This window comes from Sorangiineae bacterium MSr12523 (assembly GCA_037157775.1).
GTDB lineage: Bacteria > Myxococcota_A > Polyangia > Polyangiales > Polyangiaceae > Pendulispora > Pendulispora brunnea.
The window spans coordinates 11,627,856-11,646,777 of sequence record CP089982.1; the positions used below are offsets into that span (position 1 = coordinate 11,627,856).

Annotated in this window: 12 protein-coding genes; 2 read left to right on the plus strand and 10 right to left on the minus strand. The window is 67.7% G+C overall.

Annotated elements, in window-relative coordinates:
* Positions 1-84: 84 nt before the first annotated feature.
* The 7 genes from LZC95_46065 to LZC95_46095 all read right to left on the minus strand — a co-directional run bounded on the left by LZC95_46065 (position 85) and on the right by LZC95_46095 (position 9,935).
* On the minus strand, positions 85-1,341 hold the full coding sequence (locus tag LZC95_46065) for a S8 family peptidase (GenBank protein ID WXA93809.1): 1,257 nt from the start codon (positions 1,339-1,341) through the stop codon (positions 85-87).
* 272 nt (positions 1,342-1,613) lie between these two features.
* The gene (locus tag LZC95_46070) at positions 1,614-2,630 is read right to left on the minus strand and encodes a hypothetical protein (protein WXA93810.1); all 1,017 of its coding nucleotides are present in this window, start codon (positions 2,628-2,630) and stop codon (positions 1,614-1,616) included.
* 34 nt (positions 2,631-2,664) lie between these two features.
* Positions 2,665-3,651, minus strand: coding sequence for a GNAT family N-acetyltransferase (locus LZC95_46075; protein ID WXA93811.1), 987 nt, complete (start codon positions 3,649-3,651; stop codon positions 2,665-2,667).
* A 1-nt stretch (position 3,652) separates the two neighbouring features.
* Positions 3,653-5,767 carry a beta-galactosidase gene (locus LZC95_46080; GenBank protein ID WXA93812.1) on the minus strand — a complete coding sequence of 705 codons (2,115 nt, stop codon included), beginning with the start codon at positions 5,765-5,767 and terminating at the stop codon, positions 3,653-3,655.
* A gap of 34 nt (positions 5,768-5,801) precedes the next feature.
* Positions 5,802-7,652: an ABC-F family ATP-binding cassette domain-containing protein gene (locus tag LZC95_46085; GenBank protein WXA93813.1), complete on the minus strand. Its 1,851-nt coding sequence runs from the start codon at positions 7,650-7,652 to the stop codon at positions 5,802-5,804.
* Positions 7,653-7,662: 10 nt separating this feature from the next.
* Positions 7,663-8,805, minus strand: coding sequence for an STAS domain-containing protein (locus LZC95_46090; GenBank protein ID WXA93814.1), 1,143 nt, complete (start codon positions 8,803-8,805; stop codon positions 7,663-7,665).
* An 89-nt stretch (positions 8,806-8,894) separates the two neighbouring features.
* The gene (locus LZC95_46095) at positions 8,895-9,935 is read right to left on the minus strand and encodes a phosphotransferase (protein ID WXA93815.1); all 1,041 of its coding nucleotides are present in this window, start codon (positions 9,933-9,935) and stop codon (positions 8,895-8,897) included.
* Between the two features lie 118 nt (positions 9,936-10,053).
* Here LZC95_46095 and LZC95_46100 point away from each other — a divergent pair, with 118 nt between their 5' ends.
* Together LZC95_46100 and LZC95_46105 are read left to right on the plus strand one after the other, a co-directional pair.
* Positions 10,054-10,668, plus strand: a complete 615-nt coding sequence (locus LZC95_46100) for a class I SAM-dependent methyltransferase (GenBank protein ID WXA93816.1) — start codon at positions 10,054-10,056, stop codon at positions 10,666-10,668.
* Between the two features lie 948 nt (positions 10,669-11,616).
* Entirely contained in the window at positions 11,617-13,230 is a 1,614-nt protein-coding gene (locus LZC95_46105; GenBank protein ID WXB00276.1) for an ATP-dependent Clp protease ATP-binding subunit, read from the plus strand.
* Positions 13,231-13,239: 9 nt separating this feature from the next.
* Here the strand turns inward: LZC95_46105 and LZC95_46110 are convergent, their stop codons facing one another.
* The 3 genes from LZC95_46110 to LZC95_46120 are packed head-to-tail and all read right to left on the minus strand — an operon-like array spanning position 13,240 to position 18,841.
* Positions 13,240-14,781: a protein kinase gene (locus LZC95_46110; protein ID WXA93817.1), complete on the minus strand. Its 1,542-nt coding sequence runs from the start codon at positions 14,779-14,781 to the stop codon at positions 13,240-13,242.
* Positions 14,782-14,785: 4 nt separating this feature from the next.
* Complete coding sequence (locus tag LZC95_46115) at positions 14,786-16,384, minus strand: serine/threonine protein kinase (GenBank protein ID WXA93818.1); 1,599 nt, start codon at positions 16,382-16,384, stop codon at positions 14,786-14,788.
* 9 nt (positions 16,385-16,393) lie between these two features.
* Entirely contained in the window at positions 16,394-18,841 is a 2,448-nt protein-coding gene (locus LZC95_46120; GenBank protein WXA93819.1) for a J domain-containing protein, read from the minus strand.
* Positions 18,842-18,922: the final 81 nt, after the last annotated feature.

The following is an 18,922-nucleotide window of genomic DNA, read 5'->3' on the forward strand; positions in this document are numbered from 1 at the left end:
GCCACGGGGGCACGAAAACACCGAGAAATCTCGCGAATTCTCCGCATCTCCATGCCCCCAGGCCGCCGTCACTCGTAATGGGGATTAGCGAATGAATCCCATGTAGAGCAATTTGTTCGTGGTGTTCGCGCCCGCATTGGTGACCTTGGCGGTCGCATTGTTCACGAGGGCATTGCGCACTTGCTGCGGCGTGGCACTCGGGTTCGTCGCGAGGTAGAGGGCGGCGGCACCCGTTACGTGGGGCGTGGCCATCGAAGTGCCGTACATCGTGCGCGTCCCGCTACCGCTCGAGGACGTCGACACGGTGCCTGTGCCCGGTGCGAAGATATCCAAACACGCACCGAAATTGCTGCCGCTGCCACTGCCCCAATCCTGAGGGCGTGCCCGGCTATCGCTGCGCGTCGTAGCCCCCACGGTGATGAGATCCGTCACCCGCGCGGGCGAGGCCGAGCGGCACCCGTCCTTGTTGTTATTGCCGGCCGAAACCACGAAGACGATCCCTGCTTGCCATACCCTGCGGGCAGCATTGTCGATGGCCGAATCGCCGCCGCTGAATCCGATGCTGTAATTGAGCACCGCCGGTTTCTGCGCATGGCGGATGATCCAATCGAAGGCATTCAGGCTTTGCTCGGTGGTGCCCGAGTTGTCGTTTCCGAGCACCCGCAGGGCGACGCCCCGAGCCTTTTTGGCGATTCCGTACGTCTTGCTCAGGACGGTACCGGCCGTGTGCGTTCCGTGCCCGTGACCATCATTCGCCTCATCATCGTCGTCGACGAAGTCGTACCCCGAGGTGACTCGATTCTCGAAGTCCGGATGCCGTCGCGTCACGCCGCTGTCGACGAGGTAAGCGGTCACCCCCTGCCCGCCGTTGTCCGGATACGTGTACGAAGTGCTCAATGGCAGATCGCTTTGATCGCTCCGATCGAGCCCCCACGGCGGGTTTTGCTGGGTCGTAACACCGTGTCCGATATGAACGTGCGAAACGGAGCTCACCAGCGGATTTGCGGCGAGCAAGCGTGCCGCAAACTCCGGCATTTCGACGGAAAAACCTTTGAGCGCGTCGGTATATCGAAAACCAATGCGCCCTCCATACTGCGCCAGAAGATTGTCCACGGTGGACGACAGCGCTTCTCCGATATCGTCGCGCAGGGTCACGATGTACCGCTCGGGAACGATCTCGCCCTCGGCCCCGAGAAGGATGCCTCGTTCCTCGAGCGGTTCCTCTTGGGAGCCTGCTGCCGGTGCGGGTTCGTCTTCATCGCTCGCGCAGCCTGCCGCCGCCAACATGACGGCGGTCAAAACCGCGCATGACGCAACAACGCCAATGTACTTTCGTCGCATAATTTAACCTCCTGGACTGGGCGGCGCCTCAATCCGGATTACGAGCAAACGCGCACGGGCGATTCGGAGCCCCGCACGACATACAGGTGCAGGCTCTCGAACACAGACTCCGCTTTCGAGCGTTGGCTTCGACGTCCTGAATCGATGACGCGCCCAAGGTTGGTCGTCCGCAATCAACGTGCGTGGGCGACACCGTTGTTCATCATTGCGACGACCAAGTCAATTACAATGGAGACCACCGCGGCGACATTCCCGCGGCTATCATCGTCCAGCTAATCGTCGTGGCGAGGAATTGCTTCCAATTTGTATTTCTTCAACAATCGATAGAGCTCGTAGCGTGTACGCAAACCGAGCAAACGGGCGGCCTTCGCGACGCTGCCGTGGGAGGCTTCGAGGGCTTCGCGCACGCGATCGCACGAAGGATCGACGGCGGGCAACGTTTCGGAGCGGGGGCCGGACGGTATCGCTCGCGATTCGGGATTGTGCGCAATGATGTCGTCGACACTCTCGGTGATGGCCGCCCAGAGAAGGCGCTCCACGTGGGGAATGGTCCGCGCAATGGCATCGCGCAATAGATTGGCCACCAAAGTCCCATCGATGCGCACCTCTCCGGCCTCGGTCCGAAAGCGGGAAACGAAATTGGGATTCGTCTTCGCGAGATCGCGCAACACGTGGCGCACCACCAGCGGAACGTCCTCGCGGCGATCCTGAAGGTCGTCGGCAATGACCGGATTGACCGAGATGGGTGAGCTGGGGGTCGGCGAGGAAATGGGCCAACGGCTTCGCGATTCGCGGTCCTTGTCCGCGCGCGCGGCGGCCTCGCGCAGCTCCCACGCCGCGGGGCTCTCGCCGACGATGCCGAAGCGGTCGATCTCGCCGAAGCGCGGCATGTCGGTGAACGAGAAGGACGCGAGCTTCCCCAGCACGCGCGGGCGGGTCACCACGTAAAAGAGGACATTGCTCGGCAGGAGTACGGCATCGCCAGGCCCGACGCGGGCGCGATCCACGGCGTCGCCGTTGACGAGCATGGGGCAGCGGCCGATGCGCTCGAGCTCGAGCTCGTGCCCGCCGGCTTGCGCGCGCACGCGCAATTGCTGGCGCGACAAGCCGTCGCCCTGCAAGGGAGGTCGCAGTGCAATGGAGCCAGGGCGCTGGCGCACGAACATGAGGTCGTCGCGGCCGCGACCAAAGACGACGTCCTTGGCCCCTTCGGGCAAGAACGCGACTTCGCCGACGCGATGCGGTTCGACCGCGGACCACGCCAAGACGAGCGCGGGAGAGGCGGACATCGTCCCCACGTCCGTATTGTAACTGAGAACGACGTTAGAACCAGCGAGTGTGCTCGCTTACGAGCCGGACCGGCGTACGGTCGAAATCGAACTTGAATTGCGCGATGTTGCGGCGCTTCTCATCCGTATCGCCCTCCATCGGGATGCCGCCCAAATCGAAGCTCGTGCATCCCAAATCACGTGCCCACCGAATGGCCGCAAGGAAGGGGAGCACCATCTTCGAAAAAGAACGGTGGGAGCGATCGGAGGCGCCGAGCACGAAGGTGGCTACGCTTCCATGACGCAGCATGAGCGCTGCAGCAACGACATCGCCCTCGTGCTCGCACACGAAAAGGCCCGCCGGTCCGTTCGGGGCGAGTTGCCCTTCGAGGCGCTCGAAATAGAGATCCGGCTTTTGCGACATCGCCTGGCCGGACATCAACTCCCCATGGAGGCGCCGGAGGGTGGGCAGATCGGCCGCGGTGCCCATGCGCGCGCGCGCGCCGGCTTTTTCGGCCTGCTTCAATTTTCGTCGCAAGGTGGCGCGGTCGCCGCCCGCGAGGACCTCGGCCTCGGTGCGCTCGCCCAGCGCGAGGCGCAACGTGGCGATGTGCGCCCCATCGGCCTTCTGCGTGTTGGTGAAGCGCTCGCGATCGAGGGCGCGCTCGACGGCGTCGGCCTCGGCGTCGGTCCAATACGGCATGATGGACAGGCGCGCGATGCCGTGCAGGCGCGTCCTCGCCACGAGGGCCCGAGCCACGTGGCCGACCCGCTCGGGATCGTCGCACACGGGTCCGCGATCCATGTGCGCGACCGGTGCCAGGAGGTAGCGAGCGACCTGCGGGCGGAGCAAGAGGCCCGCGCCTACGGTCTTTCCGCCGTCGCGAGCAAGGAACCAGCGCACGGTGAGCGGGCGGCCGGCGGTGGCCACGGGACTCCACGAGCGGGCCTGCGAATAGTGTCCGCCGCGCGCGGTGGCGACGAAGGCGTCGTATTCCTCCGCCTCGACGGGGGAGAGCGTTTCTTTCAGCAGGACGCGCATGTCAGCTTTCGATGGCCATCATGCGCACCGTGCGCGGCGGCACGGTGAGATCGAAACCACCGGCGGTGCGGGAGATGCGGCGTGCCCGTGTGGCAAGCAAGTCGACGAGCGCGTTCGCTCCAGGCAAGGCCACGCGCGCGCTCACCTCGGAGGCCGTGGGGTTCATGAAAAAGGCGACCTTGGCGACGCCGCGATCGTCTTCGTGCACGGCGACGAAGATGTCGTCGGGCGCATGCGGATACGTGGGCAGCGCGAGCTCCTCGATGCGCCGTGCGACCAGGGCATCGGCCTGGGCCATTTCCTCGAGCGGCTCGAGCTCGATGGCGCCGCGCTCGTAGGGCACGTCGAGCCGGCGCAGGCTCCCATCGCGGTCCGGGATGCGCGGCCCGACGGTGACGCGCGTGCCTTCGGAGCTCGCGGCCACGAGGAGCGAAGCCCAGAGTTCGCGCTTCACGCCGCCGGCGGTGGCGCAGATGAGCCAGCGGGCATCGCGCGTGCTGACGTCGAAGGTCTCCCCGCCGGCGTACGCAAAGGGAACGCCGCGCGCGGAGAGCGCCCGTTCGAACGCGCGCAGGTACGCTTCGGCGTCGAGGGTGGGCGCGCCGCCGCCGAGGCCGAAGTCGTCCTCGAGGCAGCTCTCGCGAAAGCCGGCACCGATGACGTGGAACATGGCCGGCGTCATGGGTCCGAAGGCATGCGTCGCACGCGCGAGGCGCCGCAGGGCGCGCGGCACCACGAGCCGCACGGGCGCGCGGCGCGTGAGCGTGTGGAAGCGGGTCTGCTCGAGCGCACGCGAGAGCGCTTCGTAGCGATCGGCGAAGGGTCGGCGTCGACCCTGCGGATCGATGGGCGCTCCGACCCAGCGATCGCGCTCGACGGCCATGTACAGGTTGTAGCCGCGCAGGCCGTAGGCCATGGCGCTCATCAAGGTGTAGACCGAGTCGTCCTCGGAGAGCGGCGAGAAGAACGGCGGAAAGCCAGCCCCCACTTCGGCGCCGTATGCGGGCGCGCCCATGCCGGCGCATCGCGAGACGAGCTCGCTGGTGCGGCGCAGAATGGCCATGTGATCCTGCGGCGCGGCGCGGTGGTAGTAATCGAGCCCGATGAGATCGAGCTCGATGCGGCCGGCATTGAGCGGGGTCACCGCCTCGGCCAGGGGGAAGTTGTGCATCGTGGGCAGGCCATCGAGGCCGCTCGCGGCGAGGGTGCGGGCCATGCGCTGCATGGCGCCGGCGAGCAGGTGCTCGTGGAACTCCATCCAGTCCATGTGGCGCACGAGGTCGTCGGCCGTGGTCGCCTCGAAGCGCACGGGCGGTGTGACCGTGGAGAAGGAGAGATCCGACTGGCCCCACGCGGCGCGGAGCTCGCGCGGGGTGCGGTACTTTCCGCGGAGGAAGCGCCGGAAGAGGACGATGGCGTCGGGGTGGTAATCCTGGTCGTACGCGCCGTCGCGGAAATAGAGCGCGCCCTCGTTGTCGATCTGCACGAGGACGATGGGGCCCTCGGGGTAGCGCAGCGGCGCGAGCTCCTTGGCGACGCGATCGAACCAGCGCTCCACCTCGGAATGAAAGACGCGGCTCGCGTAGCTCGGCACCGGAAAGGCGACCGGCACGATGGGAAGCATCACCGGGTTGTCGCGCGGCGTGCGCGCTTGGCACGCGCGGTCCCAAACGATGCGCTCGGGCAAGCCGAAGTACGTGAGCTCCGCATTGATGTGCGGCCCCGGACGAACGACGGCGCGAAGGCCGCGCTCGTGGGCCATGCGCAGAAAGCGGCCGACGTCGTGGCGCGGCTCCTTGGTGCCGAAGTCGTAGACCCCCGGCTCGCGCTCGTGCACGCCCCAAGGGACGTAGGTGTCGACGAGGAGTAGCCCCATCTCGCGCATCGCATCGAGGCCGGGGCCCCACGTGGACGGATGGTGGCGCCAATAGTGCATCGACCCGGCGTAGAGCGGCAGCACGGAAGAGGCGCGCTCCACCTGAGGGCCACCGCTCGGCAGCTCGAGGCCATGCGGATGCAAGCGCACGCGCGCAACCTGCGGGGCCCGTTGGGAAACGGGCTCGGGCTCGATCTTGAGGCGGCGGGCACGCAGGGATCGCGTGCGGCTCTCGGGCATTGTCGTCCTCTTGGATGCGGTTGCTACCACACTTTCAGGCGGGCCTGCGGCTTTCCAGGTCCTCCCAGCGCGCGGTGAGCCGTTCCACATCGGCCCGCGCGGCATCGAGCTGGGCTTGCGTCTCGCGCGCCTCGTCCGGAGCTTTGCCCCAAAGCGAACCGTCCGCGAGCTTTGCCTCGAGCGCGGAGGCCCTTTCTTCGGCTTCCATGATGACGTCCATGATTTTCTCCAGCTCGAGCCGTTCGGCATAGGTGAGCTTTTTCGCCCCCGTGCCCGTGCCCGCCCCCGTGCCCGTGCCCGTGCCCGCGCTTGTGTTCGTACCGGGGCGCGGGCTCGCCTTCTCTTTTTCTTCCGCCCGAATCGCCGCAATCCGCTCGCGGTAGGCCGACCAGTTGCCGCCGTACAACGTCACCTTGCCGTCACCTTCGAAGGCGAGGATGGACGTCGCCACGCGATCCAAGAACCACCGATCGTGCGACACCACGATCGCGCACCCCGGCCACGACTCGAGCAACTCCTCGACCGCGGACAACGTGACGATGTCCAAGTCATTGGTCGGCTCGTCCAAGAGCAACACATTCGCGCCGGACTTGAGCGACAGGGCCAAGGCCACCCGCGCGCGCTCGCCGCCCGACAGCGCCGACACCTTCCGGCGCGACGCATGCCCATCGAACATGAAAAGCTCCAGGTACGTGCGCATATCCATGGTGCGCTCGCCGATGGTCACCGTGCCTGCACCCGTACGCTCCGCACCCTCGCGTTCGGCGACGTTGTCCAGCACGCTCCAATCGTCGTGCAACATGGCGCGCGCCTGATCGAACAGCGCGATCCGCGTCTGCGTCCCACGCTTCACCGTACCGTGCACCGGCTCGAGCTCGCCTTGCACCACACGAAGCAAACTCGTTTTGCCCGCGCCGTTCGGTCCCACCACGCCGATGCGCTCACCGCGCACCACGTTCAAGGTCAGATCGCGCACCAGGGTGCGGCCGGCCACTTCCACCGTCACGCGATCCAAGTCCAGGATCGTCCCGCCCAACTGCGCCGCCCCCTCTTCGAGGCCCACGAGATCCACTTTTGCGCGCTGCACGAGCCCGGGCTCGGCGATCTTCGCGTTCGCCCGATCGATGCGCGCCTTTTGCTTCGTGCTGCGCGCCTTCGGCCCGCGCCGCAGCCACTCGATCTCGCGGCGCAGCAGGTTCTGCCGGTTTCGCTCGATGCGCTCCTCCTGCGCATCACGCTCCGCGCGTTGCTCCAGAAAATCCGCGTACGCGCCCAGGTGATCGTCGCGCTTCGTGTACTCGGTGAGCCGCCCCGCATCGAGCTCGAAGATGCGTGTCGCCACGGCATCGAGCACGTAACGATCGTGCGTCACCATGAGCACCGCGCCGGGAAACGAGTCGCGCAGGTACCCTTCGAGCCACGCGATGGTCTCCGCATCGAGATGGTTCGTCGGCTCGTCGAGCAGCGCCAGATCGGGCCGCGCCACGAAAAGACGCGCCAGCGCCACCCGGCGCTTCTCGCCACCGCTCAACGTGGCCACGGGCCGATCGCGATCGCGCACCCCGAGGCGGTCGAGAAACTCGTCCACCTCGTGCTCGCCGCTCCACTGCCCGAGCTTCTCCGCCACGATTTCCCGCGCGTTGCGCTCGCCATCGAGCACCGGCTCCTGCGGCAGGTACAGCATGGACGCCTCGCGCCGGCGGTCGACGGTGCCTGAATCCTCGGGCTCGAGCCCCGCGAGCACGCGCAGCAAGGTCGACTTCCCGGTGCCGTTCGGACCGAGCAAAGCTGCCTTTTCACCTCGTTTTAGCGTGAAGGTCGCGTCCGTGAGGAGCGGGCGCGCGCCGTAGGCTTTGTGGAGTCCACGGGCCGAAAGAATGGGCATGGCCCGGCTTCTATACTACGCCTGGCCTGCCCTTCCGCTCTTCGGTGCGCAAGGCATAGCGAAGCGCCGCTTCCAGCGTGCTGAACGAGGTGAGCTCCGCCAAATCGAGCTCCAGCCCCACGATGGTCTGCGCCATGTGCGGCGAAATGCCCGAGACGACACACCGCGTACCGAGCAGCGCCGCCGCCCGCACGACCTTGAGCAAGTGATCCGCGGCCGCCGTATCCATCTCGTCGACGCCCGTCAGATCCAAAATGGTGAACCGCGCCTGCGTCCGCACGATGGCCTCGAGCAGGCTTTCCAGCATTTGATTCGCCCGCCGGCTGTCCACCAAACCGATGACCGGCAAGGCCAAAATGCCCTCCCACAGCTGCAGGATGGGCGTGGACATCGCGCGGATGGAGTCTTCCTGCCGGCGGATGATCTCCAGTTTGTCGAGCAGCATCTGCTCGGCCTGGATGCGATCGTGGATCTCTTGTTTGAGGCGCTCCTCGGCCTGCGTGCGCTCGTGCACCTCTTGTTTCAGCCGCTCGAGGGCGGCATCGAGGTCGGCGCGCGTGGCCTTGTCCGAAGAGATGAGCTGATCGAGCTGCCCCGCGATGGTGCGCGTGGATGGGCGCACCACGAACTCGTCCGCCTCGTCGCCCTTGGCGAGAAACTGCGTCTGCTCCGCCCAACAGTTGGTGCCGAAAAGGATGCTCGCAAAGCCGGCGAAACGCCCCGCGAGCGAGCTGGTTCCCCAGCAGACGCCCAGCGCGCGCTGGTAGAGCGCCTCCCAACTGTTGCGCACGCGGAAGCGCGCTTCCTTCTTTTCGCGATCGAGAAACGTGAGCTCCCAGTGGCCGAGGCCCACGACGTTGGCGCCCGCACCGATGCGGCGCATGCCCTCTTCGAAGCTCGGCGCCGTCTTGAAGAAGAGGTTCCACTCGTTCTCGACGACTTCCTCGCCGGCGCCGTAGAGCGCGAGTTGAAAGCGCTCGGTGCCCACCATCTTGTGAATGCCCGCCATGAAGCTGGCCATGGTGGTCTCCACCCACATGGCCACGCAGGGAATGCCCTCACATAGGAAGAGGCCGCGCTCTTGGTCCCACTCGAACCGCAAAGTCCCTACGGTACATTTCGGATTTTCGGCTTCCGGCGTACTCGTCGCCATTTCCACCTCCGATAAGCTACCCGCCCGATAGCCTCCCGCGAGAGGTCGGGCGCATCAGTCGGCAGCTTGTCATGTTTGGTGGCAGATACCTAGGGCTTCATCACACGTTCGAGGATGTCTTCGAGGGTGCGCATGTCCTCGTCGTGTGGGGCAAGGCGGGCAAGTGAAGCCCGGATGCGGGCGAACGTCGACGGGAGAAACTTCAAGAACGTGGGGTTGTCGTTGACGTGATCGATGAACACGAATCGTCCCGCATTCTTCAATTTGCGTAAGACGGTGACGCGATCGAATTGCACGTCGAGCTCGGAGCGCTCCTCGGTGGAGAGGCGACAGGCTTGGGCATATTCGTCCAGGCGCGCCTCGATGAAGGCGCGGTCGAAATCCTGGTAGCTGTCGTTGAGAAGGGTCACCAAGTCGTAGACGCGGGGGCCGCGTAGGGCGTCCTGGAAATCGATCCACACGAGATCCGGTGTGCCCGCTCCGTTCGCGCCGGTGTCCGGGGCGCGCACCATCAAGTTGCGCGACTGGTAATCGCGGTGGGTGAAGCCGCGCGGATAGCCGGCAATGCGGCGCGCGAACCGCTCGGAAATGCCTTCGAAGGCTTCGCGGTCGGCGCGACCCAGATGGTAGCCGCGTGCCTCGAGGCCCCACTCGCGAAAATGTTCGAGCTCTCCGCGGATCAGGGCTTCGTCGAAGGCGCGCGACGCCACGATGGAGCCCGCGGGTGCGTCGGCGAGACGCTCCTGCGCCGCCGCCAGATCGCGGACGGCTTTCGTGTACAGTGCATCTTTCTTCTCGGGGTGGCGCAGCAGGTAGTTGGCCAACGTGTCGTCGCCCAGGTCCTCGAGCAGGAGCCACCCGTCGTCGGTGGCATCGCCGAGCACCTCGGGCACGCGCACCCCGTGGTCGCGAAGCAGGTCGCCCACCTCGAGAAAGGGCCAGCGGCGCGGGTTCAGCGGCTGCTGGATCTCGTCGGTCTGGATGCCTTGAGGGAAAAACATGCCGACGGCCGAGCGGCCCCCAGCGAGCTGGACGCGAACGTACTGGCGGGTCGAGGCACCTGCCGCCATGGGCTGGACGCCGATCTTCACGAGGCCGAGGCGGCCCAGGAGTGCGTCGAGAGCGGCCATGGCCGTAGGGTCGGGCGCAAGCATCCTACGCCGCGTGCTATCACAGCCGGCACGCATGGGCGAATCGCGCTCCGGAAGCGGCCTCCGCACGAGGGGAGAAGGCTGGGATCTCGCCAGCATGGCCTCCCATTTCGGGCTTTCCGTCACATCCGCCACGACGGCGGACACAGGCAAGGGATCTAGCGTCGACAAGGGGCTTCGCACGTGGCTCGACCTTCTCGTCACCTGGAACGCGAAACACGATCTGACAGCGGCGCGCTCGGAGGGTGAGCTGCTCGATTTGATGCTGGCCGATGCTTTCGCGTTGTCGAAACGTCTTCCGGAGCGGGCCCGGCTGGTCGATATCGGCTCGGGTGCCGGGGCCCCGGGGTTGGCGCTGGCGCTGATTCGGCCGGATCTCGAGGTCACGTTGGTGGAACCCCTGGCGAAGCGCGTCAGTTTCCTGCGGACGGTGATTGGCGCGATCGGCCGCCTCGATGTGAAGGTTCATCACGGAAAGGCGGCGGCGCTCGGCGGCGCGACCTGGGATATTGCGCTATCGCGGGCGACGTTCGCACCGCCGGAATGGCTCGCGGTTGGGCGAACCTTGGTCGAGCCAGGCGGCTCGGTGTGGGTGCTGCTCGCGCGCGAGGAGGCGCCCGCGCTCGAGGGCATGAGCGTCGCGGAGGACTTCGCGTACGAGTGGCCGAACCAGCAGCGCGCGCGGCGCGCCGTGCGGTACGTCGCGGGCTAGCTCGCCATTTTTTTGCCCCATAGCCCTTCCGTGTGCGAACGCTCGTTCGATTCCATGACGACGACCCGCGAACGCAGCGTGAAGGGGGCGCCTCGTGAGGGCGAGCTCGTGGCACTTCGCAAGCTGGCCGAGGAGCTAGCGCGCAAACGGAAAGAGCGCGTGACGACCGGCCATTTGCTGGCCGCCATCGCCGATCGACGCAGCGTGGCCGCGGATCTTCTCCAGGAGCGGCTGCTCGACGTCGATGTGCTCTTGAAGGCCGCGCGCGTGGTGACCGACGATGCGCCCGACGCCATCGGCCGCGCCGTGCAGCGCGCCCGCGAGTTCGCCGCCCGCTCCACGTCGCCCGAGCCGAGCGGCATCCACTTGCTCTACGCCTTGTGCCAGGACCGCACCTGCGCCGCGCACCGCGCCATCGCCCAGTGCGGAACCGATGTGGCCAAGGTGCGAACCTCCGCGCTGCAACTGGCCACGGGCATCGCCATGCCCCGACGTACGATGCGCTCGTCGATCCCGATCTCCGCGCGGCCTTTGCTCGCGCCCGCGCGTCCGCCGTCGATTCCTCCTCCGGCAACGCCATCGGCTCCGCCCGCGAAACCGGTGCAGGCCAAAGCGCCCGCACCCGTGCTCAACCCGGCGCCACGCCCGGCGGCCCCAACCCCGCGCAAGCGCCACCACCACCCGCGTCCGCACGCGGCTCCGGCAGCTCCGGTAACTCCGGTGGCGACGGCGAATGCGCAAAGCTTCGCGCTCGATCCCAAGGCATTTCCCCTGCTCACGCAGATGGGCACGAACCTCACGCTCGCCGCCGCCCAAGGGCAGCTCGATCCGGCCATCGGCCGCGAGGCGGAGATCGAGCGCACCCTCGACGTGCTGGCCAAGCGCCATGCGAACAGCGCGTGCCTGGTGGGCGAACCCGGCGTGGGCAAGACCAGCATCGTGCGCGGCATGGCCCGCCGCATCGCCGCCGGCGAGCACGTCACCTCCCTCGACGACCGCATCCTCGTGGCCATCGATCCGCCGGTCCTCCTCGCGGGCACCGGCATGCGCGGCCAGCTCGCCGAGCGCATGCAGCAGCTGCTCGCCGAGGTGAAGAAGAGTGAAGGCCGCATCGTGCTCGTCTTCGAGGAGATCCACGCGCTCTTCGGCGCCGACGGCGGCGACGAAGGGATCTCCGAGCTGAAGGCCGCCCTGGCCTCGGGCCAGGTGCGCTGCATCGGCACCAGCTCGCCGAAGGAATACCGCAGGGTCATCGAGTCCGACGGCGCCTTGGCCCGCCGCTTCAGCGTCGTCGAGGTCGAGGAGCCCGGCGACGACGAGGCGCTCGCCATCATGGAGAACGTAATCCCGTTGTTCGAGGGGCACCACCACGCGCGCTACGCCAAGGAGGCGCTTGCGGCGTCGCTCCGCTGGAGCGTGCGCTACCTGCCCGGACGCGCCCTGCCGGACAAGTCGATCAGCGTGCTCGATCTCGCGGGCGCGCGAAGCCGCCGGCGCAAGCTCGCCGAGGTGGGCCCGGAGCAGGTCGCGGAAGTCGTGGCGGAGTTGGCCGGCGTTCCCGTGGAGCGGCTGCTGGAAACCGATTCCGAGCGCATGCTGCGCTTCGAGGCCCTGCTCGCCCAGCGCATCGTCGGCCACACCGACGCGCTCGCGCGCATCGCGGCCGTGTTGCGCCGCAATGCTTCCGGCTTTCGCACGCGGCGGCCCATCGGGTCGTTTCTGCTGCTCGGCCCCACCGGCGTAGGCAAAACCGAGACGGCGAAGGCCATCGCCGAGCTGCTCTTCCACTCCGAAAATGCCATGACGCGGCTCGATCTTTCGGAGTACGCCGAACCCCACGCCGTCTCGCGCTTGGTCGGTGCCCCGCCAGGCTACGTCGGGCACGAGGCGGGCGGCTTCCTCACCGAGGCCGTGCGCCGCCGGCCGTACCAAGTGGTGCTCCTCGACGAAATCGAGAAGGCGCACCGTGACGTGTTGGAAGCGTTCCTCCAAGTCTTCGACGATGGGCGCCTCACCGATGGCCGCGGGCGCACGGTGGACTTCACCAACACGGTCATCCTGCTGACGTCGAACATCGGCGCCGACGTCGCACGCCCGCGCCCCTCGACCCGCCGCATCGGCTTTTCGCCTGCCGATGCCGCCGCCCGTGACGACGCCGACCGCCGCGAGGCCACGGCGTATTCCGACGCCATCGTGGCCGCCGCACGCTCCGCGCTCCCGCCGGAGCTCTACAACCGACTCGACGAGGTGATGGCCTTCGCGCCCCTCACCCGCACCGACGTCGCCGAGGTCGCACGCCGCATGCTCGCCGCCCTCGGCGCAGAACTGGAGCGCACGCGCGGCATCCGCCTCGACGCAAGCGAAGACGCCATCGCCGCCCTGCTCGATGCGGGCGGCTTCGATCCCGAAATGGGCGCCCGCCCCATGCGCCGCACCATCGCACGCTTGGTCGAAGCCCCCATCGCCGAGATGCTCCTCCGCCAAGAAGTCCGCCGCGGCGACATCGCCACCGTCGACGTCGAAGACGGCGCCATCATCGTGGACGCGGTCACGCCCTCCTGACGCCAACCGCTACCACGTCACATGGTAGACGCAGCGCTCGGCGCCGTCCTTGCGGCAGCTGCCGGGCGCGTGCTCGACGATGGCCAAACGCTCGAAGGTTCGCGCGAATCCGAGGATGATGCCCTTCTCCATGTCGCATGGATACGGACCGCTGCATTCGATGCCGATTCGGTTTTTCACCGAACCATCGTCGATGCGGCGAAAGTGACCGACGCCGTCGAGCAACTCGCCGGTCACGGGATCGCACATGCTCTGCCCGTTCGAACGGTGAACGCGATGGTACATGGCGTCCACCTCGTCGAACAAAGCGTGAATGTTCGTGACGGTCGGCGGAATCACGTTGTTCTGGGGAACCTTTTTCCCGAATTCCATCATCTTTGCCGGGCCCACCAGCTCGTTCACCTCGCGAAGAACCGCGACCCACGCCTCCTGGGGAACCCACGTGCGCACGTCCCGAATGAAGCGCCCGTCCGCGGTGAAATAGCCAAAGCCGTGCTTGGCCAAAAGGCGCTGCCCGATCTGCGGCGACCGGAAGGTGCTCAGGAAATTCCACTGCGCCGCGCGAAGTTCGATGCCCGCGCCGCGTTCACGGGTTCGCGTTTCGGCGACCGCGGTCTCTTCGATCACCGGCGACAACTCCACGCACACGCGGCCGCGAATCCGTGATGCCGTGGATTCCAGCTCGCCCTGAAAGGCCGCGCCGAGCGCTTCCCGCATCGCAGCGGCCGATGGCCATCGATCGGCGGGCGCGAAGGCCAGGGCCTTGTCCACGACGTGCGCGATCGAGGGCGATAGGTCCGGCACGAGCTCGGCGAGCGACCGAGCATGGCGCGTCGCCGCCAGAACGAGCTGCGCATTGGCGTTTTCCGCCTCGTGCACGCACTCGCTCGAAAGCCATGTGAAGAGGGTCGCCCCCACGGCCCAAATGTCGCTATGCGGCCCGATGGCATCGCGTTGGCCCATGGCCTGCTCGGGAGGCATGAAGGCCGGCGTTCCAATCAGGCGGCTGGTCAGGCTACCTGCGGGGCCGCCGTCCACGTAACGCGCGATTCCGAAGTCGAGCACGTGGACGTGCCCTTGCGAGGTGAGGAACAAATTGTCCGGCTTGATGTCGCGATGCACGATGCCATTCGCGTGGGCGCGCTCCAGCACGTCGAGTACGTCGGAGGCGAACAAGCACGCCTCGTCGACCGGAAGCCGCTTGCCCGCGCGCTCCCAGCGGGCGCGCAACGTTTCGCCCTCGAGCAGCGGCATGACCAGAAACGCGCACCCGTTTTCGTCCCTATCGTCGTCGAGCACCGGGACGGCGCCGGGATGGTCCACGCGGTTGGCCACGTACGCTTCGCGCTGGAACAGATGCGCCATGTCTTCGTCGTCCGCGTGGCGCTCGAGCAAGAACTTGAGCGCCACGCGGTGCCCGTTGCGATGTGTGGCCGCGTAGACCGCCGCCATGCCGCCCGTGCCGATCAACCGCACGATGCGGTACTTGCCGACCACCGTACCCACTCGCGCGAGCGCGCGCTGATTCAGCGAGGTGCGCGAGATGGACATGAACTCACCACGTTACATGGTAGACGCATTGCTCGGCGCCGTCCTTGCGGCAGCCGCCGGGGGCGTGCTCGACAATGGCCAACGGCTCGAAACGGCGGCACATCGCCATGCCGACACCGAGGTCGATCTCGCAGGGGTACGGGGTGCTGCATTCGATGGCGATGCAGTTCGGAGCGATCTCACCTCCGTATCGAAGATTGCCTACACCCTCGAGCATTTGGCCCGTGGCGACGTCGAACGCCAGTTTGCCGTGCACGCGAATGTCGAGATGGTAGGCCACGTCGACCATTTTCAACGCCGACCGGATGTCGAGAGGAAAGGCAGGCGCGGAACCGTCGGCCGCGAGCCGCGGCGGAGCGCAGTGAAGCTTCGCCTTGAGCTGACCGATTTCCACCATTTTCGCTGGCCCCACGGCCTCGCCGATCTCGCGCAGCGCCGCGACGAATGCTTCGCGGGGCCACCAGGCGCGGGCGTCTGGAATGAAGCGCCCCATCTGGGAAAACCGGCCGAGACCGTGCTTGGCCAAGATGCGGTGCGCGATCGCCGGGACGAGCCGGAAGGCACGGAAGAGCGGCGTCGCGCGAATTTCGATGCCCGAATCGACCTTCGGCGCGAGTCGCCGAATCGCCGCCTGCTTGGTCACGCGGGTCTCGCCGAGATCCGTCGCCAGCTCGGCGACGAGTTTGGCTCGGACGGACGCCGCCAGGCTCGGGACAGGCTCTCCTGCGGCCTGCTCGAGCGCCGCCATCAGCGCATCGCGCATCGCCTCGGCGGAAGGCCATCGCTCGGCGCGATCGAGCGAGAGCGCCTTGTCGATGCATCGCACGATGACCTCAGGCACGGCCGGCGCAACCTCGGCCAGCGATCGGGCAGGTCGCGTGGCGATGGCGACGAGCTGCGCCCCCAGGTTGTCGGCCGCGTGCACCAGCTCTCCCGAGAGCAGCGCGAACATGGTGGCCCCTACGGCCCAAATGTCGGTGCACGGACCGACGGCCTCGCGATCGCCGAGGGCCTGCTCCGGGGCCATGAACGCGGGGGTTCCCAAAAGAGGCCCCGTCAACGTCACAAAGCCGTCGGGGTCGACCCGCCGGGCGATTCCGAAGTCGAGAACGCGCGCATGGCCATCGGCCGTGACGAAAATGTTGTCGGGCTTGATGTCGCGGTGCACGACACCTTGCGCATGGGCGCTGGCAAGCACGTCGAGCACCTCGGACATGAGCAGCGCGACCTCGGCCACGGGAAGACGCTTTCCGGCGCGCTCCCATCGTGCGCGCAAGGTCTCGCCCTCGAGCAGCGGCATGACCAAGAAAGGGCACCCGCGCTCGTCCACATCGTCATCGAGAACGGGAACGGCGCCGGGGTGGTCGATGCGATTGGCCAGGTACGCCTCGCGCGCAAACAGCTTCAACACGGTGGAATCTTCCGCGAGGCCCTCGAGCAGGAACTTCAAGGCCACGCGGTTCCCATTCCGATGCGTCGCCGCGTACACCGCGGCCATGCCTCCAATGCCGAGAAGGCGCGCGATGCGGTATTTCCCGACGGTGCTGCCGACACGTGTCAGCGCATGGGCATTCACGGTGGAGCGAGACGAAGGCGCGGGCATCACACCGCGTTAATTATCAGGAAATCCGTCGATGGCCCGGCGGTAGCGTTCGCGGCGGGCGGAGTCGCGGAGGATTTCGTAAGCCTCCTCGAGCACTTCGACGATCTTTCTCACGTCCGGAGCGAGGTCGAGCAGACGCGGGGTGAGCAGGCGCGCGGGCTCGAAGGCGCGGCGTAACTCGAGGAAGGCGCGGCGGACTTCGTAGCCGGTGGCGTTGCGCGGCACGCCGAGGATGGCGAAATAGTCGCCCTCGTCGACCAGTTGCATGCGCGTGCGGACGCGGGCGCGCACGGCGTCGACGTCGAGGGCATCGATTTCCGCGGGCGAGACGTCGTCGAGCCCTGCGCGAACGCCCTTGAGGGCTCGGGCCACCTGGATCACGCCGAGCAGCGACAGGGCGTAGAGCACGGAGCCCATGTCGGTATCAGCGTGCGTCGCGAGCGCCGCCTCGATGGAGTGGCCGCGGCCTTGCTCCAAAATGGCCAGCTCCGCGGGGCCGAGGGCGCACTCGGTGAGCAGCTGCGGCTTGGGCCCTTCGGCGATGCGCGAATGGACGCCGCCCATGCGCAGGATCGCATCCTCGGGGGCGACCACGCGGCGCAGAACCTCGACGAAGACCTCCGCGCCGGTGGAGCCGCCAAATACGCTGGGCTCGCCGCGCAGCCGGCCCGGGGGCTCGGGCTCGATGAGGGAGGTGCCATCTTTGATCAGAAGGGCGCGCCCCAGGATCCACTCGGCGTGCCCGCGAAGCACGGGCCAGAGTTGGTCCTGCCGCAAATAGCCCTGCGCCACCAGCGCCGCGCCGGCGTGCCGCCCGAAGGTGGCGAAGCGGCCCGCGAGCTGGCTCACCTTTTCGCGCGGAAGATCGCCGCGCGCGACCAGGTACGCGATGAGGCTCTCGTCGTCGACGCCCGAGGCGCACGTCACGAGATCGCCCTCGCGAAGGACCGCGCGCCGAACGCCGTCCTTCGACTCGAAGCAAAGGGTTCCCGTTACCCGCGACGCAATCGCACGTGCGAGCACCAACGGGGCGTCGTTCTCACCGAGCACGCTCGGCACCGGGGGCGGCGGCGCGTTCACCAGCCGCGGAATGGGCGTGGGCGGCGGCGGCGGAATGGCCACGGGCGGGATCGCCGGGGGCGCGGCAGGTGCGAGCGTTTGCGCGCCCGTGGTCGGCTGCGGGGGCGGCGGCGCCGTGCGCGCGTCTTGCGGGGGGGGCGTGGTGGGCGCCTGGTGCGCCGGAGACGACGCGAGCGCATCGACGATGGCATCGCTCGAAAGCGCGCGCCCGAACATGGGCGGCGTGCGCGATGGTCCCTCCGGCGGCGCGGGCTGGGTGGGAAGCTCGGCCGGCCGCACCGAGGGAGCCGGCGGCGGCACCGCCGGGTACGTGCGATCGCGCCCCTCCGCACCCGTCGTCTGCTTGGCACCGCCCCCCGAGGTCGTGGCGCGCGCCGGCGGGCCTTCGTTGCTCTCGCCGAGATCGCGCTCACCCTCCGAGTCGACGAGCGGCTCGTCCAGTGCGGCGAGGATCTCCTCGGGCAGCACGGCCTCGATTTCCTCGTCGGGCGAGGGCGGGCTCGACTCGTGCGCGTTCGCCTGCCCCACCCGCTCTTCGGCCTCGGCCAAAAGCTGCGCGAGCTCGTTGCTGAGCGGACCTTGCAAGCTGGCCAGGCGCTGCGCCAACTGCGCATTGCGCGCGGCCAATCCGCCGAGCGGCGCATTCGATGGCATCGATGTCATCGACGCCAAAGAGGACAGCGACGAGAGGGACGATAGCGAGCCCATCGATGGTGGAGGCTGACTCGGTCGCTCCGCCCGCATGCTCGGGGGCGGCAACATCGCCAGGCTGCCCCGATTCGACGGCGGAGGGCTGCTCCGCTTCGACGACGGCGGCGGGCTGTCGCGCAGGTCGCGCAAGTCGCGTAGGTCGCGCAAGTCGCGCGACTCCCGTGACACCGGAGAGACCTCCGCCACCGCGGACAACTCCGACGCCGCCGGCGCGACCTGGTGCCGCCCCGAGGGCGCATGCGCACTGAGCTCCGCGGACATCTCCAGCGCCCGCTGATGCAGCGATTCCACCTTTTTCACCAGCGCCGGGACATCCACGGGCCGCGCCACGAAGCTTTGCGCGTGCGACGGCGAATCGTACGCAACGTCCAGCGGCGCGCGCCCGATGTAGAGCACGTCGATCGACTCACCGTCGGGCAGCTCGCGCATGCGCGCCACCGTCTCGAGCGCCCCGTCGGCGTCCGCATCGACGAGCACCACGCGCGGGCGCTGCACGGCTACCCGCGCGACCAGCATGGCCAGCGGCACGTCGACCACCACGTAGCCGTCGTTGCGAAGGGCCTGCGAGATGCGCTCGGCCTCCACCGACGGATCGCTGACGAACACGGTGGCTTTGCTCACCTTCGGTTTGTCCGCATCCTGTGGCCGCACGCTCCCCAGGCTCATGATTCTCGATCGAGCCGCTTGTCGGCGCGCTCACTCAACAGCTGGACGAGGCGTGGCAGCAGACCGGCACCGTAAACCAGC